The following is a 24757-nucleotide window of genomic DNA, read 5'->3' on the forward strand; positions in this document are numbered from 1 at the left end:
GCTTGCGACCATGTCGTGGGCTCGAATACTGCACCGTCCGTCGTTCTGCGGCGGGCGGTGCGTGGGGATCCTTCCGATCCGCCGGCTTCGTTTCCTTTGGGTAGCTTCACCGGCACGCCAACCCGCACCGCCCGCCACCTTGCATCCCTGCAGGTGGCCCAGCCTTGTGAGGTTGCTGCCATGACCACGCTCTACCCCACCTATCCACGCCTGCATGTACTGCTCGGTGCCGCAATGCCCGGCCTGCAGCTCTCCAATGCCGTAGCCGAGGCGTTGGAAGATGCGCTCACAGAAGCCCATGAACACGCTCCGCCGCCGGCCTTCTTCGCCCGGTTGCACGGCATCGCGCAAAGCCACGCCGCCGATGGTCAGGTCTGGCGCGAACGGCAGCTCAGCGATGTGCGTGGCCGGGAACTGACCGAGGCGACGCGCTGCTTGGCAGCATTGTCTGCGTGCGGCGGGGTACTGCTGGCTGCACAGTCGGCGCGCGAGACGGACGATGCGCAGGCGCAGTGTCCGCCGCAGGTGGAGGAATGCCTGCTGCAAGCGGTGGTGGTGTTGGCCGATCATGCCAGCGCGCTGGTGGAAGCGGATGCGTGCGCACCGCTGCTGTAGAGCCGAGCCGTTGCTCGGCTGCGCGGAGGTCATGGCATCGGTGGGATTCGTGCCGACCGAGGTCGGCACCTACCAGAGCGGATCATGGCGTCGATTGGCCCTGTGCCGACCAAGGTCGGCACCTACCAGCAGGTCATGGCAGCGAGAAGCATCGTGTCGGCCAAGGTCGGCGCCTACCAGAGCGGGTCATGACATCTGCACCGCGCGCTACCAGTCCGCGCGCAGGCCGATGTTGCCTTCGATGATGCGGCGCTTCTCGTTGCGATCGCCACCCAGTTCGCGGGTGTAGTCGGCCACCGCGTACGCACTGATGGTGCGGTTGAAGCGCCCGACCACACCGACGCCGGCCTCCAGTGCACGCGAGCGCTGCGAATTGATGATCGTGTCGTTGTCGAAGCCGACGCGGTCTTCGCCGGAACGGCCATGCCAGTAGTTGAGCTTGAAGTACGGCTGCCAGCCGTTGTCGGCCAGCTGATAGTCGCCGGCAAGGCGCAGGCCGATGCGGCCGGTCCAGGCGTTGTCGTTGTCGAAGCGTACGCTCGACACCTCATCGCGGCGGTCGTCCAGCGAGGTGCGTTGCCAGATCACCTGCACCTGCGGTTCCAGCCACCACGCCGACTGCCCGAAGTGCAGCAGCGGTTTGCCCGCCTCCACCGACACGCTGGTGCCATCACCCTTGATCCCGAAGCCGAGCCCGCGCGAGGAACGTACGCGGCCGTCGTAGCGGCTCTGCATCGCCACGGCGTCGATGTAGCCGCCACTGCTGTCGGTGAAGGTCCAGTACAGGCCCACGTGCTTGTCGTCCAGGCGGTTCTGGCCTACCTGCACGTTCTCCCAGCCCAGTGCCAGGCCGGTGGTCTTGCCCTGCGCGCGGGTGCGGCCGACGAACACGCCGATCTGGTTGCGGTGGTTGTCAGAAGCAGCAGCCCACACGTCGAGGCCGGCCTGCAGGCCCATCACATCGCCATCGAAGCCGGGCTGCGAATCGCCCTTCCAGTGGATCTCGCTGCTCTGCCCCACCAGACGGCCCCAGGCGGTGCGGAACGCACCCTGGCTGTACAGCAGGCGCTGCTCGCCCTGCCGCTCGTGGAAGGTACCCAGGCTGGCCAGCGAGGTCTCGCGCAGCAGCGGCGGCACCACGGCATAGGCAGCAGTCTCCACGCGGTACAGCGGCACCACCGCGCCTTCGGCGGGGCGTGCGCCCGGCGTCGGCGGCGTACCGGTTCCGGGCAGCGCACCGCCGGCCATCGGCACGTCCGGCACCGCGGGATCACTGGGCGGCGCCACAGGTGCCGGTTCCGGCGGCGGCGGCGGCGGCGCGGTCTCGCCGGCAGTCAGGTCTGGATCGGTGGCGCCTTCGGGCGGCGGCGGCGGTGCCGGGGTGATCGGTGGCGGTGGTGCGACGGGTGGCGTCGGCGGCGGCGGCACGCCATTGATACCGCTTCCGTTTGGCGCTGGTGCCGGGCCGGCCACCAGGGTCGAGCGCAGGTACCAGTTCTCGCTGGTACCGGCACTGACACCACCCTTGAACAGGAAGTACTCGTAGGCGCCGGCCGCCACCGGCGCGAACAGCGAGAACGCACCCGGCGCGGTGCGGCCACCATTCAAGGCCTGCACCACCAGGATGCCATCGGCCAACGTGGCAGCGCCGCTGCCGCCGGCATTGAGCACGCCGATGCCGGTCGTGCCAGTGACGGCACCACCATCGATCACCAGGCGGTCGCTGGTTGAATTATCCGCCCCCAGAACGGTGCGCAGGTACAGGCCACCACCGTTACCGCGGTAGTTGCCACGCACGGTGAACACGTCGCCGGCGCCGGTGCCGGTCAGGTCGATGCGCCCGGCATTGACCATCTCCACCAGTGCACCACTGTTGAACGGACGGACGGCATGGCTGCCACTGCCCGCGTAGACGGTGCTGGTGTCATCCACCGTGAGCGTGCCGGTGCCGGTTCCGCTGTCGCCCAGCACCAGGTCGCCATCGAAGGTCAACTCGGTGCTGTTGGCCAGGCTGATCGCTTCCCAGTTCTGGAAACGGCCCACGCCTGCGGTCTTGACGTTGCTCAGGTTGAGCTGGTCGATGCCACTGCCACCGTCGAACAGCGGCACCGCACCGAGGTTGCCCTGATTGAGGTTGCTGAGATTGGCCACGTCGTTGTCCGGGCCCATATCGATCGCGCCGTAGACGATGCCGCCGCCATTCCAGTTGAAGGTGTCATTGCCGGTACTGAGCAGTACCTGTCCGCGCACGGTGCCGTCGGTGATGGTCACGCTGTCGTTGCCACCGCTGACGCTGATGTTGCCGCCGATGTAGGCCGTGCCCGAGATGATGATGGTGTCGGTGTCGAAGCCGGTCACCACGTTGCCGTCCACGGTGCCGCCGGACTGGTCCCACAGGTTCTTGTCCAGCTTCATGTTGACGCGCCCGATGCGGCCAGCGGTCATCCAGGCCTGGTCGCCATCCTCGAACGCACCGATGATGCGGCCACCGCTCATGCGGAAGGTATCGATGTTGTCGCCCTGCTGCAGCGCGCCGATCGTGCCGCCACTCATGATGAAATCATCGCGGCCACTGCCCTGCGCCACCACGCCGGTGACGGCGCCGCCGGTGACGGTCATCTGGTCATCGCCGCCGCCCTGGTCGACGCTGTCGATCGTGCCATCGCTGAGCAGCAGCACATCATTGCCATCGCCCTGCAGGACGCCGCCGCTGATGCTGCCGCTCTGCATCTCGAGGCGATCATTGCCCGCATCGAACTGTACGCCGGTGCGCCCGCTGATCGTTCCTCGATTGACCAGCACGCTGTCGCCCGCACCGACGAACTGCAGGGCGGTGTTGTTGCCGGTGCTGATGCTGCCGGTGTTGTCGACGCGGCTGCCACCCCCAAGCTGCACGGTTACACCGCCGACCGAACTGATCGCGCCCTGGTTGGACAGCAGGTGACCACCGGCGCCCACCAGCGCGATGGCCGATCCACCACCACTCTGCTGCAGCTGTGCACCGGCGGCGACATTGACGGTGATGCCGGCCGCACCATTTGCGGTAACGGGAGTGGCCTGCGGATTCGGCGCGTTGGTATCACAGGTGACCGTCTGGCCGGCAGTCGGTGCCGGGCTGTTGCAGCCGGCCCAGGCAACGCTGGCGGTCGTCAGAAGCAGGGAGGGAACGGCGAGGGCCTGCAACACGGAAACAGCAAGGCGGCGCGGACGGAACGCACGCGGAACGGCACGGTACATGGGGCACTCCTGGGCGGGAAATCAGGAACTGCGTATGTGCGGCACGGCGCTTGCAGTCTGCCGTGTGGTGAACCATTCCGATAGGTGAACTTGCGTGCGGGAAATCACAGTTCAGATGTGAAATCGCCCAGCCCTCACACCGATGTGATGTGGCTGAAATCGTTCATTTTTTCCGGCATGCGGAATCACGCGCAAAGCATCCATGCATGGCGTGGATCTACTGATCCTGCATCGCCAGTCGATTCGCTCACGGCACTGGTAAATCTACGCCATGCGTGGATGCCGTTGACGGATGGGGTCAGATCTTCAGGTAGATCTTCCGCTTATCCAGCCACCACGCCACGCCCCACCACAGTGCGACGAACACCAGCGCCTGCAGCATCGACGCCAGCTCCAGCGCCTGCGGCATCGCGGTGGCCAGCTGCTGCCAGATCCACCCCCAGATCCCGGTGGCCATCAGCACCACCGACATCACCGATGCCCCCAGGTACGCGGTGATCGCATTGACCCCGAAGCGCCGGCCGAGTGCCGGCCATCCCTTCTGGTCGATCAGCACGTGGCCCAGCCACAGCGCCAGCGCGGCCAGGCCGCCGGTCCACAGCACGTAGCTGGGCGTCCACAGCTGCTTGTTCAACGGCAGCACCACGGCCAGCAGCAGGCCCAGCACAGCGGTCGCCACGCCCAGCCCTGCCAATGCCGCCGAACGCCCGTTGCGCAGCAGGCCACCGGCAAGCAGGCCGAGCACGGTACTGGCCAGCGCCCCCAGCGTGCTCAGCAATCCTTCCGGGTCATGGCCCAGGCCGGTATCGGCATGCCACTGGTAGATCCACGGTGCGAACAGCGCGGTATCCAGGCGGCTGGCCGGGTTGGTCCACGGCGCCAGGTCGCCGATGCCCAGCAGCAACACGGTGTACCCCACCAGCAGCGCGATCAAAGCGCCCACCTGCACGCGTGGTCGCGCGTAGACCGCCAGTACGCCCACCAACGCCGCACACACCGCGATGCGTTGCAGCACGCCCCAGATGCGGAAGTGATGCGTATCCAGTGCCCACCAGATCAGCAGGTGCAGCAGCGCACCGGCCACCAGGATGCGCAGCGCGCGCTCCAGCACGCCGCGCGCCAACGCGGGTCGCGCCGCCGCATCCTGCGCGCGCGGTGCCACGCTGAAGGCCATCGACACGCCCACCAGGAACAGGAAGAACGGGAACACCAGGTCGGTGGGCGTGCAGCCATGCCATTCCGAGTGACGCAGCGGCGCGAACACCGCACTCCAGTCGCCCGGATTGTTGACCAGCAGCATCGCCGCCACGGTGATGCCGCGCAGGGCATCGATCGAGCCCAGCCGGCGTGGCGGCGAACTGTTCATCAGGCGGCCTCGTACTGTCCGGCAATCCAGGTACCCCGCACCTGCAGGGCGTCGTCCAGCAGCACCAGGTCGGCCTGGTAGCCCTCGGCGATGTGGCCCAGGCGATCATCGACATTGAGGAACTGCGCTGGGTACGTCGACGCCATGCGCGCCGCTTCGGCCAGCGGCTGGCCAAGCAGCTGCACGGTGTTGCGCACCGCGGTGGCCATGTCCAGCGCCGAGCCGGCCAGCGAACCGGCAGCATTGCGCACCACGCCGTCGACGGCGGTAATGGTTTCGCCGTACAGCACGTAGCTGGGATCGTCGGCACCGACCGGCGGCATCGCATCGGTCACCAGCAGCAGGCGGCCTCGCGGCTTGGCCGCCAGCGCCACGCGCAGGCTGGCCGGGTGCACGTGAACGCCATCAACGATGATGCCGATCCAGCTGTCGCGGTCCTCCAATGCGGCGCCCACCGCACCGGGCTCACGGCCCTGCAGCGGCGACATCGCGTTGTACAGGTGGGTGAAGCCACGCACACCGGCATCCAGGCCGGCACGGATCGCTTCGTAGGTACCTGCGGTGTGCCCGGCGGCAACGATCACGCCACGCTCGACCAGCGCACGGATGGTCTCCAGCGGCACGCGCTCCGGCGCCAGCGTCAGCACGGTCACACCGTTGTCCAGCGATGCCGCCAGCGCGATTTCTTCTTCGTCCGGCACGCGGAACTTGCTGGCATCGTGCGTGCCCTTGCGCGCCGGTGCGATGTACGGGCCTTCCAGGTGGATGCCGATCACGCCTGGTACACCCTGCGTGATCGCCTCGCGCATCGCAGCGATCGCTTCGCGCATCACTGCCACGTCATCACTGATCAGAGTCGGCAGCATCGCCGTGGTGCCGAAACGGCGGTGCGCCTGCGCGATGGTGCGCAGTGCCGCCACGTCCGGCGTGTTGTTGAACAGCGCACCACCGCCACCATTGACCTGCACATCGATGAAGCCGGGCAGCAGCCAGCCGCCACCCAGGTCCACCTGCTCGGCGGCATGGCCGAGCTGCGGTGCGGCGTCGGGCAACAGCGCGCTGATGCGACCGTTCTCGATCACCAGCGCCAGATCATCGCGGAAGTCGTCGCCCGCCAGGATGCGGGCATTGCGCAGGACGGTCGCCATTACACGGTCTCCGTCACCTTGTTCAGGTGCGGCGGCAGGTCCGGGTTGAAGCCACGACGCAGCGCCAGCGCATTGATCGCGCGGTAGAAGCTCTGCACGGTCAGCAGCGGTGCGCACAGCGGGTGCGGCGCAGCAGCCACCGGCAGGTTGCCGCCAGCACCGGCCATCCATACCTGTGCGCCACGCGCGGTGAATTCTTCGACGACGGCACGGGTGCCGGCGCCGGTTTCATCCGGCTGGGCAAAGGCCAGCACCGGGAAGCCGCGGTCGACCAGCGCCATCGGGCCATGCTTCACTTCAGCCGAGCTGTAGGCTTCGGCATGCAGGCTGCAGGTTTCCTTGAACTTCAGCGCCGCTTCCTGCGCCGCCCCCAGGCCAAGGCCACGGCCGAGCACGAACAGGTTGGTGGCCTCGACCAGGCCTTCGGTCACCGCGCTCCAGTCGCACTGCCACGCCTCACGCAGCGCATCGGGCAGCAGGTCCAGCGCCGCACGCAGGCTGCTGTCCTGCTTCCAGTACGCGGCCAGCTGCAGCAGCGCGGCCAGCGACGCCAGGTAACTCTTGGTCGCCGCCACGCTCTTTTCGGCACCCGCGTGCAGCGGAATGACCGTGTCGGCCAGCTGCGCCAGCGGTGAATCCTCGACGTTGACCAGCGCGATCACGCGCGCACCGGCCGCCTTGGCGGCCTCGGCGTTGCGCAGCAGGTCCGGGCTCTTGCCCGACTGCGAGATGACGATGAACAGTGCGCCGCGCAGCTGCAATGGTGCGGCGTAGACCGACCCCACCGATGGCGAGGCCGACGCGACCACCAGGCCCAGCTGGGTTTCCAGCAGATACTTGCCATAGGTGGCGGCGTGGTCGGAGCTGCCGCGTGCACAGGTGACCACGAACGGCGGCGGTGCAGCACGCAGGCTGGCGGCCAGGGTTTCCATGGTGGCGTGGTTGCGCGAGAACTGGCGCGCGACCACGTCGGCCGCTTCAGCGGCCTCGGCGAACATCAGGGTGGACGTGGGGTCTGACAGCGACATGGCAGGCTCAGGCAGGATCGGAAGGAAGGGGGCGTGCGCCGGCGGGGCGCATCGGCGCGGTCGAACCACGCACCACCAGCTGCGGCACGAAACCCTGGTTGTGCAGCGGCGCCGGCGCATCGTCGTAGGCATCGCTGCGCAGTTGCGCGATCAGCAGGCGCGCGGCGTGGCGGGCGATGTCCTCGGTGGCCTGCTTGGCGGTGGTCAGCGGCGGCCACGACTGGCGCGAGAACGGGCTGTCCTCGAACCCGGCAATGGACAGGTCGTAGGGCACGTTCATGCCGGCCGACTTGGCGGCGGCCAGTACGCCGGCGGCGATTTCGTCGTTGGAACCGAAGATGGCGGTGGGCGGCTCGCGCAGCGCCAGCAGGCGGCGCGCGCCGCGGAAACCATCGTCGAAGGTGTAGTCGCCCTGCACCACCAGATGCTTGTCCACGGTCATGCCGTAGTCCTTCAGCGCGGCTTCGTAACCGGCATAGCGTTCGCCAGAGGAGCGGTGCGAGCTGCCGCCCCAGAGGAAGCCGATGCGCTGGTGGCCCAGCTGGATCAGGTGCTCGGTGATCTCGTAGGCGGCCTCGCGGTCGTCCACGAACACACATGCGCCATCGGCCGGGTCTTCGGTGGCGGCGATGATGCGCACCAGCTTGATGCCGCGCGCGGTCAGCGCCTGGATCAGGTCGCGGCGCTCGGACATCGGTGCGGTCAGCACCAGCCCGGCCAGGCGCGAACGCTGCACCCAGTCGGCCAGTTCATCGGCCAGCAGCGGCGAGCTGGAATCGCAGGGATGGATCTGCAGCCCGAACCCGGTCTCGCGGCAGGCGGCGAGCACGCCGTTCTGCACGCCGATGATGTGGTATGGGTTCGGGTTGTCGTAGACCAGCCCGATCACGAAGGTGGTGCCGCTGCGCAGGTTGCGCGCGGACGGATCGGGTTCGTAGTCGAGCTCGGCGATGGCACGCAGCACCCGCGCGCGGGTGGCCTGCATCACCGAGGGCTCGTTGTTGATCACGCGCGAGACCGTCTTCAGCGAGACCTTGGCTTTCTCCGCAACGTCCTTGATGGTCGCTCTGCGCATGGGTTTTCCCTGGGGTTGGCTGCCGTCCATCATCGCCGATCAGGCCTTGTCCTGCGGCAGGCCGGCGCGATGCCCGATCACCGAATAGAACAGGATGTACAGGTAGCACGGCACCATCAGCAGAACGAACACCAGCTGGAAGTCGATGTGCTGCTTGAGCACGGCGAACAGCTGCGGAATGATCGCGCCACCGGCGATGCCCATCACCAGCAGGGCCGACCCGGTTTCGGTGAAGCGGCCCAGGCCACGGATCGCCAGCGGGAAGATGGCCGGCCACATCATGGCGTTGGCAAAGCCCAGCAGGGCCACGAAGGCTACCGACACATAGCCGTGGGTGGCCCAGGCGCCAAGGCAGAACACCACGCCCAGCACCGCCGAAATGGTCAGGTAGCGCGACTGCGAGACAACCTTGGGGATCAGCAGCAGGCCGACCACGTAGCCGACCAGCATCGCGCCCAGGGTGAGCGAGGTGAACATCTTGGTCTGGTCCAGCGGCAGGTCGAAACCGTGGCCGTAGGTACCGATGGCATCACCGGCCATCACCTCCACGCCCACGTAGACGAACAGGCACAGCACGCCCAGCCACAGATGCGGGAACTGGAAGATGCTGCGACGCTCGGCGGCACCGGCCGCAACCGGCGTGGCATTGGCTTCGGACGACTTGATTTCCGGCAGCGGCGAGAACAGCACGGCCACCGCCAGTAGCACCAGCAGGCCGGCCATGGCCAGGTACGGCGCGTGGATCTTGGCGGCGAATTCGTTGAGCAGCTGTGCCTTGGTGGCTTCGTCGGCCGCGGCCACGCTGGCCGACAGGTCGCCGATGCCGTGCAGCACTACGGTGCCGATCAGCACCGGCGCCAGCATGCCGGCGATCTTGTTGCAGATGCCCATCAACGCGATGCGCCGCGCCGCCGTTTCGATCGGCCCAAGGATGGAGATGTACGGGTTGATGGCCGTCTGCAGCAGGGCCAGGCCGCTGCCGATCACGAACAGGCCGCCCAGTGCGCCGGGGTACCAGCGCTGGGTGGCGAATTCGCCGAACAGCGCGGCGCCCCCGGCCATCACCAGCAGGCTCAGGCTCAGGCCCTTCTTCATGCCGGTGCGGCGCAGGATCCACGATGACGGCAGGGCCAGGAAGAAGTAGGACAGGTAGAACACCATCAGCACCAGGAAGGCGCCGACCTCGCTGAGTTCGAAGGCGAGCTTGACGAAGGTGATCAGCGGGCCGTTGAGCCAGGTGAAGAAGCCGATCAGGAAGAACAGCACGCCGACGATGGCGATGGAGGTGGCCACGTTCGGGCGCACGCTTGCAGCGGAAACGGCGGACATCGGGAAGGGCTCCTGCGGCGACGGCCGCAGAACGCGGCGTCGGAGAGTGGCTGGGAACAACGTTGTCACATTCTTTCGATGGACAACCGCGGTTTGTCAACTTCCCCGCGAGGCCGCGTGAACCTCGTGCTGCACTGCGCAACCCGATGGCAGCGGATCGTGCTGAATGCGCCGCAGCCCTTGAGCCCCGTGCAGCAACGGTTCCAGCGTGAAACCCATGCTCACGCCATGTAAACGTTTACTGCACGCCGCATTCGTTGCGACGCAGCAACGAAAGTGTCACGAACTCGTTGACATCGTTGTCAGCGCGGTTACAGACTCCGCCCCAATCGCCGCCCTCGAACCTTGGGGACGGCCCCACCTGCAGCAGGAGCCCGCGTGACCGCCAGCCACCCCGCCCCGGCCCATGTCCTGTCCCGAATCGCGCCCTCGTTCCTGGCCGCCGACGTCGGTGGCACCCATGTGCGCGTGGCCCGGGTCCAGGCCAGCGGTGATGCCGCCCATCCGGTGCAGGTGCTGGAGTACCGCAAGTACCGCAACGCCGACCATGCAGGCCTCAGCGCGATCCTGTCCGACTTCCTCGGCGAAGGCCCGCGGCCCACGCACTGCGTGGTCGCCAGTGCCGGCTACGCCCGCGAGGACGGCACGGTGATCACCGCCAACCTGCCGTGGCCGCTGTCGGCGCGCCAGGTGGAAGCCGACGTCGGCCTGCAGCGGGTCTACATCGTCAACGACTTCGAAGCCGTGGCCTATGCCGCCGCGCAGGTTGACGCCAGTGGCGTGCTGCACCTGTGCGGACCGGAAACCGCCGCCCGCGGCCCGACCCTGGTGGTCGGCCCCGGTACCGGCCTCGGCGCCGCGCTGTGGATCCCCACCGCGCACGGCCCGGTGGTGCTCCCGACCGAAGCCGGCCAACCGACCCTGGCCGCCAGCACCGAACTGGAAATGGCCATCGTCCGCCACATGCAGCGCGACCGCGCGCACGTGTCGATCGAACACGCGATCTCCGGCCCGGGCCTGATGAACCTGTACCGCGCGGTATGCGCGCTGCAGGGCCAGGCGCCGACCCTGGCCAGCCCCGACGCGGTCACCGCTGCGGCCATGGCCGACAGCGATGCACATGCGCGCCAGGCGCTGGATGTGTTCTGCGGCCTGCTCGGCAGCACCATCGGCGACATGGCGCTGTTCTACGGCGCCCATGGTGGCGTCTACCTGGCCGGCGGCATCCTGCCGCAGATCCGCGAATACCTGCACGCCAGCACCTTCGTCGAACGCTACCTGCAGAAGGGGCCGATGGGCGAAGCGCTGGCACGCATCCCGGTGAAGGTCGTCGAGCACGGCCAGCTGGGCGTGGTCGGCGCTGCCAGCTGGTACCTGCAGCAGCAGTCGGCCGCCTGACACCGCAACAGGCTTCAACGCAATCGCAGCACGCAGTACGTGGCACGCCAACGCACGGGACTTCGCCGCCGCCCCGCGCATGTCATCGCAACCGTAATCGAACACCGCCGCCGGCATCCAATCGAGTGATGAGGAGAGACATCATGAACACCCGCAAGACCCTGCTTTCGGCCGCCATCGTCAGCTGCATCGCCTTCAGTGCACATGCGCAGCAGGCCGGCCAGACCGCCACCGACCTGGATACCGTGCAGGTCACCGGCATCCGTGGGTCGATGGAAAAATCGCTGGACACCAAGCGCGAAGCCAATGCGCGCGTGGAAGTGGTCACCGCCGAAGACGTGGGCAAGCTGCCCGCGCACAACGTCGCCGACACCCTGCAGCGCCTGCCGGGCGTGAACATCAGCTCGTCCAGCGCCGACGAAGGCGGCTTCGACGAAGCCGACCGCGTCAGCCTGCGTGGTACCAGCCCGAGCCTGACCCAGACCCTGATCAACGGCCACACCGTCGGCACCGCCGACTGGTTCGTGCTCAGCCAGGGCAACAACGTCGGCCGCAGCGTGAGCTACTCGTTGCTGCCGTCGGAACTGGTGCGCTCGGTGGAAGTGAACAAGTCCTCGCAGGCCAAGCTGCAGGACGGCGGCACCACCGGTACCGTCAACATCCTCACCCGCAAGCCGCTGGAATTCTCCAAGCAGCTCACTGCGGAAGGCTCCATCGGCATGGTGCGTTCGGACCAGGCCAAGTCCAACGACCCGCAGCTGTCGGCACTGTTCAACTACAAGAACGACGAAGGCAACTTCGGCGTGATGGTGCAGGCCTTCAGCCAGAAGCGCGAGCTGCGCCGCGAAGCGCAGGAAATCCCGGGCGGTTTCTTTCAGATCGATCCGAATGGCACCGTGGCCAAGTCCAACCCGGACCTGGCCGGCGTATACGCGCCGGGCCTGCTTGGCTCGACCCTGTTCGAACAGACCCGCGAGCGCAAGGGCGGCCTGGTGTCGCTGCAGTTCAAGCCGATGGACAACCTGACCCTGGGCCTGGAAGGCTTCAGCTCGGAACTGAAGGCGAACAACTACAACCGCAACTTCATGCTGTGGGGTGGCCGCATCCTCAACGACCGCACCGTTGAAGATGCCAATGGCAACAAGATCCTGATTCCGGGCCAGGCCCCGAATCCGGGTTACGTCATCAAGGATGGCGTACTGTCCAACGCCACCTTCGCCGGCCAGGCCGACCGCGACTACGCGGTGTACGACATGATCTACCGCGAGTCGAAGGCCAAGACCAACTACATCACCTTCGATGCCGACTGGCAGATCAGCGACAACCTGGGCATGAAATTCCAGGCTGGCAGCACCAAGGGCACCGGCGAAACGCCGCGCCAGTACATCGCCGAAGTCAACCTGGCCCGTGGTGGCGGCGCCACCTGGGCAACCCACGGCAACGGCTCGCCGATCGACTGGAACGTCGGGGGCAACATCGGCCCGAGCGGCGTGACCGACTTCGGCACCTGGGGCAACCAGCAGGTCACCGCGATCGACAAGGAAAAGTGGGCCACGCTCGATTTCAACCAGTACTTCGCCGACGCTGGCGTACTGAACTCGATTGATTTCGGCGCCCGCTTCGGCGACCACAAGCGCGAGGCCAAGTCGCCGGAAGGCGCAACCCCGGGCGCGATCTGGAATGCGCTGAAGAATGGCGCCACCGCCAACTTCCCCGGTGGCTTCGCCAACGGCATCGGTGGCAGCTTCCCGCGTGACCTGTGGTACTTCACCCCGGGCGCACTGAAGGAAGCAGTGACCAACAACTCCACCTGGCTGTCCGGCAATGACGGCCCGACCGGCCGCCACAACTACGGCGCCGAGTGGACGGTGTCCGAGAAGAACTTCGCTGCCTACGTACAGGGCAACTTCAGCGGCGACCGCTGGAGCGGCAACGTCGGCCTGCGCTACGTCAACATCAAGCAGGATATCGATACCTACGCCGCCGCCACCGGCTCGACCGTGCCGGACGTGAGCAGCCTGTTCGGCGCGTGGACCCGCGAAGCTTTCGAGAACAAGCACAACCGTGTGCTGCCGAGCGCCAACTTCAAGTACGACCTGCGTGACGACCTGGTGCTGCGCGTGGCCGCCTCGCAGACCCAGACCCTGCCGGACTTCTCGGCACTGGGTGCCTCGTCCTACGGTTCGGACCTGAACCGGACCGGCGGTGGCGGCAATCCGAAGTTGAAGCCGGTGGTGTCGACCAACTTCGACGCCAACCTGGAGTGGTACTTCATGCCGCGCGGCATGTTGTCGATCGGTGCCTACTCGATGCGCCTGAAGGACTACGTCGCCTTCAGCACCGAGAAGGAAATGCTGTTCAGCGAGCTGACCAACCGTCTCGAGGAATACAACATCTCCCGCCCGCGCAATGCCGACGGCAAGGTGCGCGGTATCGAAGTGGCCTATGAGCAGCCGATCGGCGAGTACTTCGGTGTCAATGCCAACTACACCTACGCCGATGGCAGCACCGACCACACCTGGGCCGATGGCAGCGACAACCTGCTGGGTACTTCGAAGAACACCTACAACGTCGGTGCATACTTCGAGAACGATACCTTCGGTGCACGCGTCAGCTACACCCGCCGTTCGTCGTTCCTGATCGGCCTGTCCGGCGCCAACCCGTACTACCAGGATGACTTCGGCACCCTGTCGGCGTCGCTGAGCTACAAGGCCACCGACTGGCTGAGCATCAGCTTCGATGCGCTCAACCTCAACAACCCGACCTACAAGTACTACCAGACCGCGGCCATCCCGACCTCGTTCTACAGCAACGGTCGCCAGTACTACCTCAACTTCCGCTTCAAGTACTGATCCAGCGGCGGCAACATCGCCGAGTCGTGCACGCACGCCGGGCCTGGGTCATTCCGGGCCCGGCGTTTTTCATGTATAGCGTTCATCGCACCGTTCCAAGGAGTCGTACCGATGGTCAAGCCTTCCCGCGCCCGGATGCGCAGCGCAGTGCTGCTGGGCAGCCTGCTCGCCCTGTTGCCGGCACTGCCGGCACTTGCCGCCGACCCCACACCCGCCCCTGAAGCACCCGGCCCCCTGCTGCGCGCCGGCAGCCTGATGCTGATTCCTGCCCCGGCCACCGTGCAGCGCGGCCAGGGCAGCGGCATCACCGTCCGCGCCGACACCGTGCTGCAGGCCGAAGGCGAAGCCGCGCAGCGCGTCGCCAGCCAGTTCGCCGATCTGCTGGCCCGCAGCGGTGGTCCGCGCCTTGCACGAGCCAGCGGCAAGGCGGCAGGCACGTCGGGCAGCATCCGCTTCCAGATCGTGCCCACCTTCCGCGACAGCGGCGAAAGCTACACGCTGGAGAGCACCGCGCAGGGCGTGCTGATCCAGGCCGGCAACGAAACCGGCCTGTTCTACGGCGCGACCACCCTCGCCCAGCTCGCCACCGGCGGCAGCAATGGCGTGCTGCCGGCGGTGCAGATCCAGGACGCGCCGCGCTTCAGCTGGCGCGGTTTCATGCTCGATTCCGCACGTCACTTCCAGAGCCTGGACGAGATCAAGCGCGTGCTCGATGCGATGGCCGCGCACAAGCTCAACACCTTCCACTGGCACCTCACCGACGACCAGGGCTGGCGCATGGAGATCAAGCGCTACCCGAAGCTGACCGACGTAGGCAGCTGCCGCCTGCCGGCCGGCGACGGTGGCATCGATCCGGTCACTGGCAAGGAGCATCCGTATTGCGGCTTCTACACGCAGGACCAGATCCGCGAAGTGATTGCCTATGCCGCGAAGCTGCATATCCAAGTGATTCCGGAAATCGATGTGCCGGGCCACGCGACTGCCGCGATTGCTGCGTATCCGGAGCTGGGCACCATCGATACGCCGTTGAAACCGATCAGTGAATGGGGCGTGTTCCCCAACCTGTTCAACACTGAAGACAGCACCGTCACCTTCCTCGAGAACGTGCTGGAAGAAGTGATCGACCTGTTCCCGGCCAAGTACGTGCACGTCGGTGGCGACGAAGCAGTGAAGGACCAGTGGGAAGCGTCGAAGCAGGTGCAGCAGCGCATGCGTGCGCTGGGCATCAAGGATGAAATGGCCATGCAGAGCCACATCATCAAGCGCCTGGAGACCTTCCTGGAGGAGCACGACCGGCGCCTGATCGGCTGGGATGAGATCCTCGAAGGCGGGCTGCCGCCGCAGGCCACGGTGATGTCCTGGCAGGGCACCGAAGGCGGCCTGGCTGCGGCCAGCGCCGGCCATGACGTGATCATGTCGCCGGTCGGCTACCTCTATCTGGATTACCTGCAGACGGCCTCGCCGAACGAACCGCCCGGCCGCCCGACCCAGGTCAACCTCGGCAAGCTGTACAACTTCGAGCCGGTGCCGGCCGAGCTGGCCGCTGACAAGCGCGGGCACATCCTCGGCCTGCAGGCCAACATGTTCACCGAGCACACGCGCAGCTACGCACGCCTGCAGCACAACCTGTTCCCACGCCTGGCCGCCGTGGCCGAGACCGGCTGGAGCACGCCGGAACATCGCGATTTCCGCGATTTCCTCGCGCGCCTGCCGTCCCAGCTGCAGCGCTACCGTGCCTGGGGCCTGGCCTATGCGCAGACCCCGTTCGAAGTGGGCGTGGACTACACCGACAATCGCGCGGCCAACACGGTGACGGTGTCGCTGGCCAACCCGCTGGGCTATGAAGTGCGCTACAGCACCGATGGCCAGCCGGTGACCGCGCAATCGCCGTTGTACCAGCAGCCGCTGACCGCGACGCTGCCGACCACCGTGCAGGCCGCCGCGTTCTACCAGGGCCAGATGCTGGCGGCGAAACCGACCATTGCCACCTTCACCGCACAGTCGCTGCTCAGCCGCCGCAGCGATGAGCTGCTCAGCTGCGTGGGCAAGAAGGGCCTGGTGCTGCGCCTGGAAGACGATGGCCCACGCGAAGGCAACCGCGCGGTGTTCAACGTGGACATCTTCCAGCCGTGCTGGCGCTGGCCGCAGGCGCAGCTGGACGGCATCGGCAGCCTGGAGGTCCGCGCGGGGCGTATTCCGTACTACTTCCAGCTTGCCCACGATGAACCCAAGCGTCGCTTCGAGAAGGCCAAGCGGCCACACGGTGAGATGCTCGTGCGTCGTGGCGACTGCAGCGGCAAGGTGCTGGCGGAAGTGCCGTTGCCGGCCAAGCCGGATGCCGATGGCTTCGTGACCCTGCGTGCGGCGCTGCCGAAGGGGACGCAGGGCAGCGGTGACCTGTGCATCAACTTCACCGGCGACACGCGCCCGGCGATGTGGGTGCTGGATGAGGTGACCCTGGGGAAATGACGGCAGGCCTGTCCAGGTGGGTGCCGGCCTTGGTCGGCACCTCGGGAAGAGCATCCACGCATGGCGTGGATCTACGGGTAGGTGCCAACCTGGGTTGGCACGCCTTTACCCGCGCCAGCGCAGCAGCAGGTCGCGCAGCGGGGTCAGTGCGGTGGCCATGCCGGCGAGCACACCGACCGTGTTGGCGATGGCATCCATCGGGTCGGCCATGCGGTTGCTGGTCAGCGCACCCTGGGCAAATTCGATGCCGATGCCCATCAACACCAGGCCCACGCCCACCCACAGCAGCGGGCGGCCCCGACGGAACAGCTGCACCGCGCTGCCGGCCAGGATGAAGTAGGCGAGGAAGTGCTCGCCCTTGTCGCTGTTTTCCGGCAACGGAATCGGCGGCGGTGGAATCAGGCAGACCACGATCACCAGCAGTACTGCCGCCGCCCACAGCCCGGCCCACAACCGCGGCCGCCGCAGCGGCTTGATCGCCGGCAACACCTCGCTCACAGGCGCCAGCTCAGGTCACCCAGCTCGAAGGCCGGTTCGAAGTCGACGCCACGCTGCAGGCCGATGGCCTGGAAGCGCTCGCCCATCTCGGTCGGCAGGGTCAGCTTCTTCACCTGGTCGCGCAGCTGGATGCGGCCGACCTCATCGGTGCGTTCCTCGGCCAGCAGCAGCACCTGGTCCAGGCCGTTGCCGAGCAGGAAGCTGGCCTGGCTGCAGTAGCCGGCCAGCTCGAATCCGCCGTGCATGCCGGCCTCGGCCATCGCGGTGAAATCCACCGACGCGGTGATGTCCTGCAACCCCGGCCAGCGGTGCACGTCGTTGTGCACGTGGTGGCGGTAGAACGCACGCACGGTGCCATCGTCGCGGTCGTGCTGGTAGAACTCGCCGCGGCTGTAGCCGTAGTCGACGAACAGCATCGCACCACGCTGCATGCCACCGGCCACCGCCTGCAGCCAGTACGGCAGCTGCGGCAGCACTTCAGAACGGTAGCCTTCGGCGAAAGGCTTTTCCAGGTAGCGCTCGATATGGCGCACCGCACCGTTGAGCAGGATGTCGGCCGGCTGCGCGCCACGGATGAAGTTGCCCTCGGCGTCCAGCTCGACGGTTTCCTCGTAGACCTCGCCATCCCGGATCAGGAAGCGCGGGGTCGGCAGCGCGTCGATCACCTCGTTGGCGAACACCACCCCTTCCCAGTCCTCCTCGAACGGGCGGTCGACCCAGTCCACGCGCGCGGCCAGCTCGGCCGGCAGGTTCTGCTGCAGGCGCTGCTGCTGGCGCTCGCGCAGGTCGGCACTGGGTTCCAGGATGGCGTAGCGCGACGGCAGCGCATCCAGCTCGGCCAGGCGCAGCAGCACCGCCTCGGCAAAGGCGCCGGTACCGCCGCCCAGTTCCAGCATCCGCGCCTGCGCACCCAGCTGTGCAAATACCGGCGCCAGCGCATTGGCCACGCTGCCGGCGAACAGGCTGCCGAGCTCGGGCGCGGTGGTGAAGTCGCCACTGCCACCGAACTTGCTGGCGCCGGCGCTGTAATAGCCCCAGCCGGGGGCATACAGGCAGAGCTCCATGAAGCGCGAGAACGGCATCGCCCCGCCCTGGGCAAGGATCTCGGCGCGCAGGGCGGCCGCCAGCTGGTCGCTATGGGCCAGGGCATCGGCTTCGGGCAGGGGAAAGGTGGGCTGCATGGCGTCTTCGAATGCGGTGACAATGGTGCACAGGATAGCCGAGCCTTGGAGGACCCTCGATGAGCGATACCCACCCCGTGGTCCTGATCACCGGCAGCGCGCGCCGGATCGGTGCGGCCATCGCCCGCCAGTTCCACGCCTGTGGCTGGTCGGTGGTGCTGCACGCCAATGCCTCCAGCGCCGAGCTGCAGCAGGCCGCGTTCGATTTCGACAACGTGCGCCCGGGCAGCGTGCTGGCCCTGCAGGCCGACCTGCGTGACGCCGACGCCCTGGCCGACCTGGTGGAACAGGCGGTCACCCACTTCGGCCGACTGGACGCGCTGGTCAACAACGCCTCCAACTTCTTCCCCACCCCGCTCGGCCAGGTCACTGCCGAGGCAATGGACGAGCTGTACGCGGTCAACGCGCGCGCGCCACTGCTGCTGTCACAGGCGGCGGCGCCCTACCTGCGCCGCCAGCAGGGCTGCATCGTCAATTTGACCGACCTGCACGGCACCGACCCGATGCGCGACCACATCGCCTACACCATGGCCAAGGCCGCGCTGGAGATGGCCACCCGCGCGCTGGCGCTGGAGCTGGCACCGAAGGTGCGGGTCAATGCGGTCGCGCCGGGGGCGATCCTGTGGCCGGAACAGGGCAAGGACGATTTCGCCCGCGAGGCGTTGCTGGCGCGCACGCCGCTGGCACGGATCGGCACGGTCGAGGAGATCGCCGAAGCGGTCTACTGGCTGGTGGCCGAAGCCAGCTTCGTCACCGGCCACACCCTGCGCGTGGATGGTGGGCGCACGGTCAGTTGAGGTAGTGCCGGCCGCTGGCCGGCAACCGCCGTCATTCCAGGTCCACCACCTCGAACGCTTCGCCAAACTGCGCGTGCGCCCGCCACAGTGTGGCCAGGTCCTGCCCGCTGACCGGGTCGATGAAGCCCGGCGCGATGTCCGCCAGCGGCTTCAGCACGAACGCATGCTTAAGTTCCGGGCGCGGAATGCGCAGGTGGCCGGGGCCTTCCACCACCAGGTCGCCGTAGAACACCACGTCGATGTCCAGGGTCCGGTCGGAGAAGCGCGGCCCGCTGCGATCGCGGCCGTGCGCGTCTTCCAGCGCATGCAGCCAGTCGTCCAGTTCCTGCAGCGGCAGATCGGTCTCGATCGCCACCGCATTGTTGAGGAAGGCCGGGCCATCGAAGCCGACCGCGGCAGTACGGTAGGCGGGTGACACCTGCAGTGCGCCAAAGCGCTCGCGCAGGGCCGTCACCGCGGCGTGGAGGTAGCGGCGGGGCTGGACGTTGCTGCCCAGGCTCAGGAGCACGGTGGTCATGCGGTTCAGGTGACGGCACTTGGGGGGGCGTGGACATGCCGTCGTCACGGCGGCCTGCCTACAATCCGGGACGCACATGATAGGGCACCGACATGACCTATTGCGTTGGAATCGAGGTGGACGAAGGCCTGGTCTTCGCTGCCGACACCCGGACCAATGCCTCGCTGGACGATGTGCGCGTGCACCGCAAGCTGCACGTGTTCGAGTACCCCGGCCAGGCAGCCTACGTGCTGATGGCGGCTGGCAACCTGGCCACCACCCAGCTGCTGGTGTCACGCCTGGGGCGCGACGCCAGTGAACGGCGCACGCCCAACCTGCGCGACATGACCCATCTGTTCGAAGCTGCCGAGTACGTCGGCCAGCTGCTGGTGGACAGCCAGGTGCACAGCAGCCAGAGCGAGCACGGCCATGACGGGGTCAACACCCAGGCGACGCTGATTTTCGGTGGCCAGATCGCTGGCGAGCGGCCCGGGCTGTACATGATCTATCCGCTCGGCAACGCCATCGCCGCTTCGCCGGAGACGCCCTATCTTCAGATCGGTGAGTCCAAGTACGGCAAGCCCATCCTGGACCGCATCCTCAGCCCGGCCACACGCCTGGAGGACGCGGCGCGCACGGCAATCGTGTCGCTGGATTCGACCATTCGCTCCAATCTGTCGGTAGGCCTGCCGATCGACCTGACGCTGCTGCGTGATGGTGACCTGCGCATCGGGCAGCAGCTGCGGCTCGGCGCGGATTCAACGTTGTATGCGGACATCCACCAGAACTGGTCACGGCGGCTGGAACAGGCGGTGGACGCCCTGCCGCGGTTTCCCTGGGAAACTACCGAACGGTAGTGCCGGCCGCTGGCCGGCAACCGCATTGATCCCGCCCCACAGGGATGCCGGCCAGCGGCCGGCACTACCGGGGCATCAGCCCAGCGCTTCGGCCGCTGCGCGGAAGACCAGCTGCATCTGCTGCGGCTGGAACAGGCGATGGACGCCCTGCCACGCTTCCCCTGGGAAACTGCCGAGCGGTAGTGCCGGCCGCTGGCCGGCAACCGCGTTGATCCCACCACACAGGGATGCCGGCCAGCGGCCGGCACTACCGGGGCATCAGCCCAGCGCTTCGGCCACGGCGCGGAAGACCTGCTGCATCTGCTGCGGCTGGAACAGGCGGTGGACGCCCTGCCACGCTTCCCCTGGGAAACTGCCGAACGGTAGTGCCGGCCGCTGGCCGGCAACCGCGTTGATCCCGCCACACAGGGATGCCGGCCAGAGGCCGGCACTACCGGGGCATCAGCCCAGCGCTTCGGCCACGGCGCGGAAGACCTGCTGCATCTGCAGCGGCTTGTGCAGCACATGCACCTCCACGCCGTCCGGGAAGGCATCGGCCGCGACCGGCACTGCCGGGTCTTCCAGTACCAGTGCCGGGCCGCGATAGCCCAACGTCGCCATCTCGCCCAGCAGCTGGCTGGCCGGCAGCAGCTTGGAGCCGGCATCGGCAATCACCAGCGCGGGCATCGCCTCCTGCTGCATCCAGCGCAGCGCTGCCGGGCCATCGGAAGCCAACTGCAGCTGGTAGCCCTGGCTGGACAGCGCATTGCCCAGCAGCGATAGACGCGTGGCTTCGCCATCGACCACCAGGATCGATTGGCCGCTGCCCAAGGCCACCAGCTGTTCGATCGGCTCGCTGCCATCGATGGCGTCGTGCATCGGCAGGCGCAGTTCGAAGCAGGTGCCCTGCCCCGGCTGGCTGCTGACGTGAATGCTGCCGCCGGCACCTTCAACGATGCGCTTGCAGGAAATCAGCCCCAGGCCAGTGCCGTCGGCCTTGGTGGTGAAGAACGGATTGAACAGGTGCGACAGCGTGTCCGCATCCATGCCGATGCCTTCGTCGGCGACCCGTATGTGCATCCAGTCCACGCCATCGCGATGGCCGGCATGGCTGGCAGTCAGGCTCAGGCGGCCACCGTTGGGCATCGCCTGTATCGCGTTGAGCGCCAGGTTCAGCATCACCTGCTGCAGTTCGGTGTAGTTGGCGTCGACCACCAGGCCTTCGTCCTGCACCTGCAATTCCAGGCGCACCGCATCAGGCACGTTGCTGCGCAACAGCAGTGCCACCGCATCGAACAGGCCATCGATCTCGATGCGCTCGCTCGGTTTGCGCGAACCGCGCACGAACGACAGCATCGATTCGGCCATCTCATGGCCACGGCGGCCGCACTCGGCGATGACATCGGCCAGGTGGTGCAGCTGCGGATCGTCGGTACGCGCCTTCAGCAGGTCCGGCATGATCAGCAACGGCTGCAGGATGTTGCGCAGGTCGTGGCTGAGCCCGGCTGCGAGCAGCGACAGGCTTTCCAGGCGCTGTGCGCGCATCAGCTCGGTTTCCACCCGTGCGCGCTCGATCGCGCTGCGTGCATCGCGGATCGCACGTGCCACCGCCGACGGCAGGCGCGCCGGCTGGTGCTTGATGATGTAGTCATTGGCGCCCTTCTGCAGCGCCGCCACCGCATTCTCCTCACCCATGGTGCCGGAGACGAAGATGAAGGGTACTTCCGGCGAGGTCTCGCGCACGATGCGCAGCGCATCATCACCGGAAAACCCCGGCATGCTCAGGTCGGACAGCACGATGTCCGGCTGGAACGCGGCCAGTGCCTGGCGCAGTTCGGCCTCGCTCTCGACACGCTCGAAGCGGGCCTCCAGGCCCGCTTCGAGCATCTGTTCGGACATCAGCTCGGCATCTTCCGGTGAGTCCTCCACCAGCAGGATGCGCAGCGCCCCCAGGGCGGGACCGGTCAAGGGCATGGGCTCACTCGAGTTCCGGTGCCTGGTTGATCAACGCCCAGAACTTGCCCAGCGTCTGTACGGCGCCGAAGAACTGGTCCACGTCCACTGGCTTGACCACATAAGCATTCACGCCCATGTCCCAGCTCCGGGCCAGATCGCTTTCCTCGCGCGAGGACGACAGGATCACCACCGGCAGGCGCTTGAGCTCTTCGTGTTCGCGGATCTGCCGCAGCACTTCCAGGCCATCCATGCGCGGCATCTTGATATCCAGCAGCAGCACCGCCGGCAGGCCTTCCTCGCGGTTGGCGAAGGCACCACGGCGCAACAGGTAGTCCATCACTTCCACGCCATCCTCGACGTGCACGATGGGGTTGGCCAGACGCGCCTCTTCCAGGGCGTCGATCGCCATTTCGGCATCGGCCGGGCTGTCTTCGGCGAGAAGAATGGTGCGCAAAGTGGTCATGCAGAAGGCCCTTGTTTGTCCGCATCGATCGCGGGAGGCAGGTAGAAGTGGAAGGTGGCGCCGACGTCCGGTTCAGCCTCGGCCCAGATACGGCCGCCATGACGGGTGAGCACGCGGCGCACGCTGGCCAGGCCGATGCCGGTACCCGGGTAGTCGCTGGCCTTGTGCAGGCGCTGGAACACGCCGAACAGTTTGCCGGCATAAGCCATGTCAAAGCCTGCACCATTGTCGCTGACCGTGAACTGATGACCGCCGTCAGGCTGCGGCTGGTAGTCCACGCGGATCTTCGCCGGTTCGCGGTTGCCCGAGTACTTCACCGCGTTGCCGAGCAGGTTCAGCCAGACCTGGCGGATCATGTTCTCATCGCCGACCACGATCGGCAGCGGCGCGATGCTCCACTCCACCTGGTGCACATGGCCACTGTTCTCCGCCTCGGCCTGCAGGTTGGAATCGAGCATGGCACGGGTATCGGCCACCAGCGACTGCATGTCCACCGCCTGCTGGCGCATCGCCGCGCGGCCCAGGCGCGAGTAGACCAGCAGGTCATCGATCAGCGCCGCCATGCGCCGGGCCGAACTGGAGATCACGTCCAGGTAATGACGGCTCTTGTCATCGGCGGCGTCGCCGAGGTGGCGCGACAGCTTGTCGGAGAATCCGGCGACGTGGCGCAGCGGTGCGCGCAGGTCATGCGAGACCGAGTAGCTGAAGGCCTCCAGCTCGCGGTTGACCTCGGACACCTGCGCGACCTTGCCTTCCAGCTGGCGGTTGAGCTCTTCAACGCGCAGCTGGACTGCGCGTTGCATGGTGACATCGCTGACCGTCAGCAGCACCACTTCATCATCGGTATCGGGCAGCGGCATGCGCCGTGCGTTCAGCAGCATGTAGCGCGCCATGCCGTCGGCGGTGCGCTGTTCGTGCTCGAAATCCCACAGCTCGCGGCCGCGCAGCAGCACGTCGGACAGGCGTTGGCGCACGACAGCGTCCTTCCAGGCACCGTCGCCGACGTTTTCCAGCAGCAGGCCATCGGCGCGTTCGTCCTGCAGCCCGTACAGCTCGGCGAAGGCGGGGTTATGCAACTGCACGCGCAGGTCGCGGTCGAGCAGCACGATGGGTTCGCGCACGGTCTGCAACACCGATGCCGCGCGTGCCGCCGAGCGCAGCGATTGGCGTTCGGCGTGCAGGCGCCGCCCGATCTGCCGCTGCAGGAGCCAAAGCACCAGGCCGAGCAGTCCCAGCTGGATCACCAGCGAACTCCAAGACACCAGCTCGGTCTGCTTGCGCTGGCGCGCCGCCTGCTCGGCCCGCAGTGTCAACAGTTGCTGTTCGCTGGCCTGGAGTTCTTCCGCCAGGCCACGGATCGGATAGCGCGTGCTCAGGTCCTTCACCAGCTCGCGTTGATCGCTGTTGGGTTCAGATCTGGCCAGCTCGCGGGCAAGCGCCATCCGCCCTTCCAGCATCGATTCGATACGGCCGATGCGGATCAGCTGGTCAGGGTTGTCGCGGGTCATCCGCCCCAGTTCGGCCAAGCGACCGGGAATGTCGTTGGCTGCGGCCATGCGCTCGCGCAGCCCGGGTGCGTCCACGCCCTTGGACAGCGTCAATGCGGCCGATTCGACGTCGCGCACATCAGCCTGCAGCTGCTGCAGGGCCACGCCCACCGCCTGGGTATGGTTGACCCAGGCCATTGCCTGCTCGTTGTCCTGCTGCAGTTTGCGCAGGGTCAACCACGGCACCACGATGATCGCTGCGGCCGCCAGCGCCAGGGCCGGCAGCCGCCAGCGGTCCCAGATGTCGTCACTGAAAACCAGCGCCATAGTTCCTCTTCAGCACGGCCGCAGGGCGTCGGCCGGACCCTGTCCGGCTGCGGCGGAACCGGCAATATAGCGCAGGCGGTCACAACGCAGGGGTTTCCCCTCTGGTTGGCTGAACAGGTTCGCAGTCCTCAGACCTGTAGAGGCGGGCCATGCTCGGCTGCCTTGGAGTTCCAGCCGAACATGGCCGCGACCCTACAGC

At 67.1% G+C, this 24757-nt stretch carries 18 protein-coding genes; 6 read left to right on the forward strand and 12 right to left on the reverse strand.

Annotation, left to right across the window (positions count from 1 at the left end; genetic code table 11):
• Positions 1 to 180 precede the first annotated feature (180 nt).
• Complete coding sequence (locus tag AC5P9N_RS16565) at positions 181 to 615, forward strand: hypothetical protein (RefSeq protein WP_099484086.1); 435 nt, start codon at positions 181 to 183, stop codon at positions 613 to 615.
• Between the two features lie 207 nt (positions 616 to 822).
• On the opposite strand, the gene AC5P9N_RS16570 is transcribed toward AC5P9N_RS16565, so the two are convergent.
• From AC5P9N_RS16570 to AC5P9N_RS16595, 6 genes are all read right to left on the reverse strand, one after another.
• Positions 823 to 3852: an autotransporter family protein gene (locus tag AC5P9N_RS16570; protein WP_099484085.1), complete on the reverse strand. Its 3030-nt coding sequence runs from the start codon at positions 3850 to 3852 to the stop codon at positions 823 to 825.
• Between the two features lie 298 nt (positions 3853 to 4150).
• Positions 4151 to 5218, reverse strand: a complete 1068-nt coding sequence (locus tag AC5P9N_RS16575) for an acyltransferase family protein (RefSeq protein WP_099484084.1) — start codon at positions 5216 to 5218, stop codon at positions 4151 to 4153.
• A complete protein-coding gene (gene nagA / locus AC5P9N_RS16580; RefSeq protein ID WP_005414488.1) occupies positions 5218 to 6366 on the reverse strand; it encodes an N-acetylglucosamine-6-phosphate deacetylase in 1149 nt (382 codons plus the stop codon). The genes AC5P9N_RS16575 and nagA overlap by 1 nt, the downstream gene beginning before the upstream one ends.
• Positions 6366 to 7394: an SIS domain-containing protein gene (locus AC5P9N_RS16585; RefSeq protein WP_005411044.1), complete on the reverse strand. Its 1029-nt coding sequence runs from the start codon at positions 7392 to 7394 to the stop codon at positions 6366 to 6368. The genes nagA and AC5P9N_RS16585 overlap by 1 nt, the downstream gene beginning before the upstream one ends.
• Positions 7395 to 7401: 7 nt before the next feature.
• Complete coding sequence (locus AC5P9N_RS16590; RefSeq protein WP_005411045.1) at positions 7402 to 8469, reverse strand: LacI family DNA-binding transcriptional regulator; 1068 nt, start codon at positions 8467 to 8469, stop codon at positions 7402 to 7404.
• 39 nt (positions 8470 to 8508) lie between these two features.
• The gene (locus AC5P9N_RS16595) at positions 8509 to 9798 is read right to left on the reverse strand and encodes a sugar MFS transporter (protein ID WP_012481273.1); all 1290 of its coding nucleotides are present in this window, start codon (positions 9796 to 9798) and stop codon (positions 8509 to 8511) included.
• Between the two features lie 378 nt (positions 9799 to 10176).
• On the opposite strand from AC5P9N_RS16595, the gene AC5P9N_RS16600 reads away from it, so the two are divergent.
• The 3 genes from AC5P9N_RS16600 (at position 10177) to AC5P9N_RS16610 (ending at position 16517) form a co-directional block, all read left to right on the forward strand.
• Positions 10177 to 11196, forward strand: coding sequence for a glucokinase family protein (locus AC5P9N_RS16600; protein WP_099484083.1), 1020 nt, complete (start codon positions 10177 to 10179; stop codon positions 11194 to 11196).
• A gap of 143 nt (positions 11197 to 11339) precedes the next feature.
• Positions 11340 to 14048 (forward strand): TonB-dependent receptor, encoded by a 2709-nt coding sequence (locus AC5P9N_RS16605; protein ID WP_099484082.1) that lies wholly within the window; start codon positions 11340 to 11342, stop codon positions 14046 to 14048.
• 111 nt (positions 14049 to 14159) lie between these two features.
• Positions 14160 to 16517 (forward strand): beta-N-acetylhexosaminidase, encoded by a 2358-nt coding sequence (locus tag AC5P9N_RS16610; RefSeq protein ID WP_099484081.1) that lies wholly within the window; start codon positions 14160 to 14162, stop codon positions 16515 to 16517.
• A 105-nt stretch (positions 16518 to 16622) separates the two neighbouring features.
• Here AC5P9N_RS16610 and AC5P9N_RS16615 read toward each other — a convergent pair whose 3' ends face one another.
• Complete coding sequence (locus AC5P9N_RS16615) at positions 16623 to 17015, reverse strand: VanZ family protein (RefSeq protein WP_049402429.1); 393 nt, start codon at positions 17013 to 17015, stop codon at positions 16623 to 16625.
• Positions 17012 to 18196 (reverse strand): class I SAM-dependent methyltransferase, encoded by a 1185-nt coding sequence (locus AC5P9N_RS16620; RefSeq protein WP_062605625.1) that lies wholly within the window; start codon positions 18194 to 18196, stop codon positions 17012 to 17014. The genes AC5P9N_RS16615 and AC5P9N_RS16620 overlap by 4 nt, the downstream gene beginning before the upstream one ends.
• A 59-nt stretch (positions 18197 to 18255) precedes the next feature.
• Between AC5P9N_RS16620 and AC5P9N_RS16625 the strand changes: the two genes are divergently transcribed.
• Positions 18256 to 18993 carry a pteridine reductase gene (locus AC5P9N_RS16625; protein ID WP_099484080.1) on the forward strand — a complete coding sequence of 246 codons (738 nt, stop codon included), beginning with the start codon at positions 18256 to 18258 and terminating at the stop codon, positions 18991 to 18993.
• Positions 18994 to 19024: 31 nt separating this feature from the next.
• On the opposite strand, the gene folK is transcribed toward AC5P9N_RS16625, so the two are convergent.
• A complete protein-coding gene (gene folK / locus AC5P9N_RS16630; RefSeq protein ID WP_012481279.1) occupies positions 19025 to 19510 on the reverse strand; it encodes a 2-amino-4-hydroxy-6-hydroxymethyldihydropteridine diphosphokinase in 486 nt (161 codons plus the stop codon).
• A gap of 92 nt (positions 19511 to 19602) precedes the next feature.
• Between folK and AC5P9N_RS16635 the strand changes: the two genes are divergently transcribed.
• Positions 19603 to 20346, forward strand: a complete 744-nt coding sequence (locus AC5P9N_RS16635) for a proteasome-type protease (RefSeq protein WP_099484079.1) — start codon at positions 19603 to 19605, stop codon at positions 20344 to 20346.
• 441 nt (positions 20347 to 20787) lie between these two features.
• On the opposite strand, the gene AC5P9N_RS16640 is transcribed toward AC5P9N_RS16635, so the two are convergent.
• Genes AC5P9N_RS16640 through AC5P9N_RS16650 form a run of 3 tightly spaced genes read right to left on the reverse strand, consistent with a single transcriptional unit; the run spans position 20788 to position 24558 of the window.
• Entirely contained in the window at positions 20788 to 22299 is a 1512-nt protein-coding gene (locus tag AC5P9N_RS16640; protein ID WP_005411056.1) for an ATP-binding protein, read from the reverse strand.
• A gap of 4 nt (positions 22300 to 22303) precedes the next feature.
• The gene (locus AC5P9N_RS16645) at positions 22304 to 22744 is read right to left on the reverse strand and encodes a response regulator (protein ID WP_005411057.1); all 441 of its coding nucleotides are present in this window, start codon (positions 22742 to 22744) and stop codon (positions 22304 to 22306) included.
• Positions 22741 to 24558 (reverse strand): sensor histidine kinase, encoded by a 1818-nt coding sequence (locus AC5P9N_RS16650; protein ID WP_164212727.1) that lies wholly within the window; start codon positions 24556 to 24558, stop codon positions 22741 to 22743. The genes AC5P9N_RS16645 and AC5P9N_RS16650 overlap by 4 nt, the downstream gene beginning before the upstream one ends.
• Positions 24559 to 24757: the final 199 nt, after the last annotated feature.

The sequence above is a fragment of the Stenotrophomonas sp. YJH_SMC_6 genome (genome assembly GCF_059371335.1).

Excerpts from the sequence above, each read along its gene's own strand:
- AC5P9N_RS16570 (WP_099484085.1), bottom strand. The coding sequence starts at position 3,852 with ATGTACCGTGCCGTTCCGCGTGCGTTCCGTCCGCGCCGCCTTGCTGTT.
- AC5P9N_RS16610 (WP_099484081.1), top strand. The coding sequence starts at position 14,160 with ATGGTCAAGCCTTCCCGCGCCCGGATGCGCAGCGCAGTGCTGCTGGGC.
- AC5P9N_RS16585 (WP_005411044.1), bottom strand. The coding sequence starts at position 7,394 with ATGTCGCTGTCAGACCCCACGTCCACCCTGATGTTCGCCGAGGCCGCT.
- AC5P9N_RS16645 (WP_005411057.1), bottom strand. The coding sequence starts at position 22,744 with ATGACCACTTTGCGCACCATTCTTCTCGCCGAAGACAGCCCGGCCGAT.
- AC5P9N_RS16605 (WP_099484082.1), top strand. The coding sequence starts at position 11,340 with ATGAACACCCGCAAGACCCTGCTTTCGGCCGCCATCGTCAGCTGCATC.
- AC5P9N_RS16590 (WP_005411045.1), bottom strand. The coding sequence starts at position 8,469 with ATGCGCAGAGCGACCATCAAGGACGTTGCGGAGAAAGCCAAGGTCTCG.
- AC5P9N_RS16650 (WP_164212727.1), bottom strand. The coding sequence starts at position 24,558 with ATGGCGCTGGTTTTCAGTGACGACATCTGGGACCGCTGGCGGCTGCCG.
- AC5P9N_RS16625 (WP_099484080.1), top strand. The coding sequence starts at position 18,256 with ATGAGCGATACCCACCCCGTGGTCCTGATCACCGGCAGCGCGCGCCGG.
- AC5P9N_RS16635 (WP_099484079.1), top strand. The coding sequence starts at position 19,603 with ATGACCTATTGCGTTGGAATCGAGGTGGACGAAGGCCTGGTCTTCGCT.
- AC5P9N_RS16565 (WP_099484086.1), top strand. The coding sequence starts at position 181 with ATGACCACGCTCTACCCCACCTATCCACGCCTGCATGTACTGCTCGGT.
- AC5P9N_RS16595 (WP_012481273.1), bottom strand. The coding sequence starts at position 9,798 with ATGTCCGCCGTTTCCGCTGCAAGCGTGCGCCCGAACGTGGCCACCTCC.
- AC5P9N_RS16640 (WP_005411056.1), bottom strand. The coding sequence starts at position 22,299 with ATGCCCTTGACCGGTCCCGCCCTGGGGGCGCTGCGCATCCTGCTGGTG.
- nagA (WP_005414488.1), bottom strand. The coding sequence starts at position 6,366 with ATGGCGACCGTCCTGCGCAATGCCCGCATCCTGGCGGGCGACGACTTC.
- folK (WP_012481279.1), bottom strand. The coding sequence starts at position 19,510 with ATGACCACCGTGCTCCTGAGCCTGGGCAGCAACGTCCAGCCCCGCCGC.
- AC5P9N_RS16575 (WP_099484084.1), bottom strand. The coding sequence starts at position 5,218 with ATGAACAGTTCGCCGCCACGCCGGCTGGGCTCGATCGATGCCCTGCGC.
- AC5P9N_RS16620 (WP_062605625.1), bottom strand. The coding sequence starts at position 18,196 with ATGCAGCCCACCTTTCCCCTGCCCGAAGCCGATGCCCTGGCCCATAGC.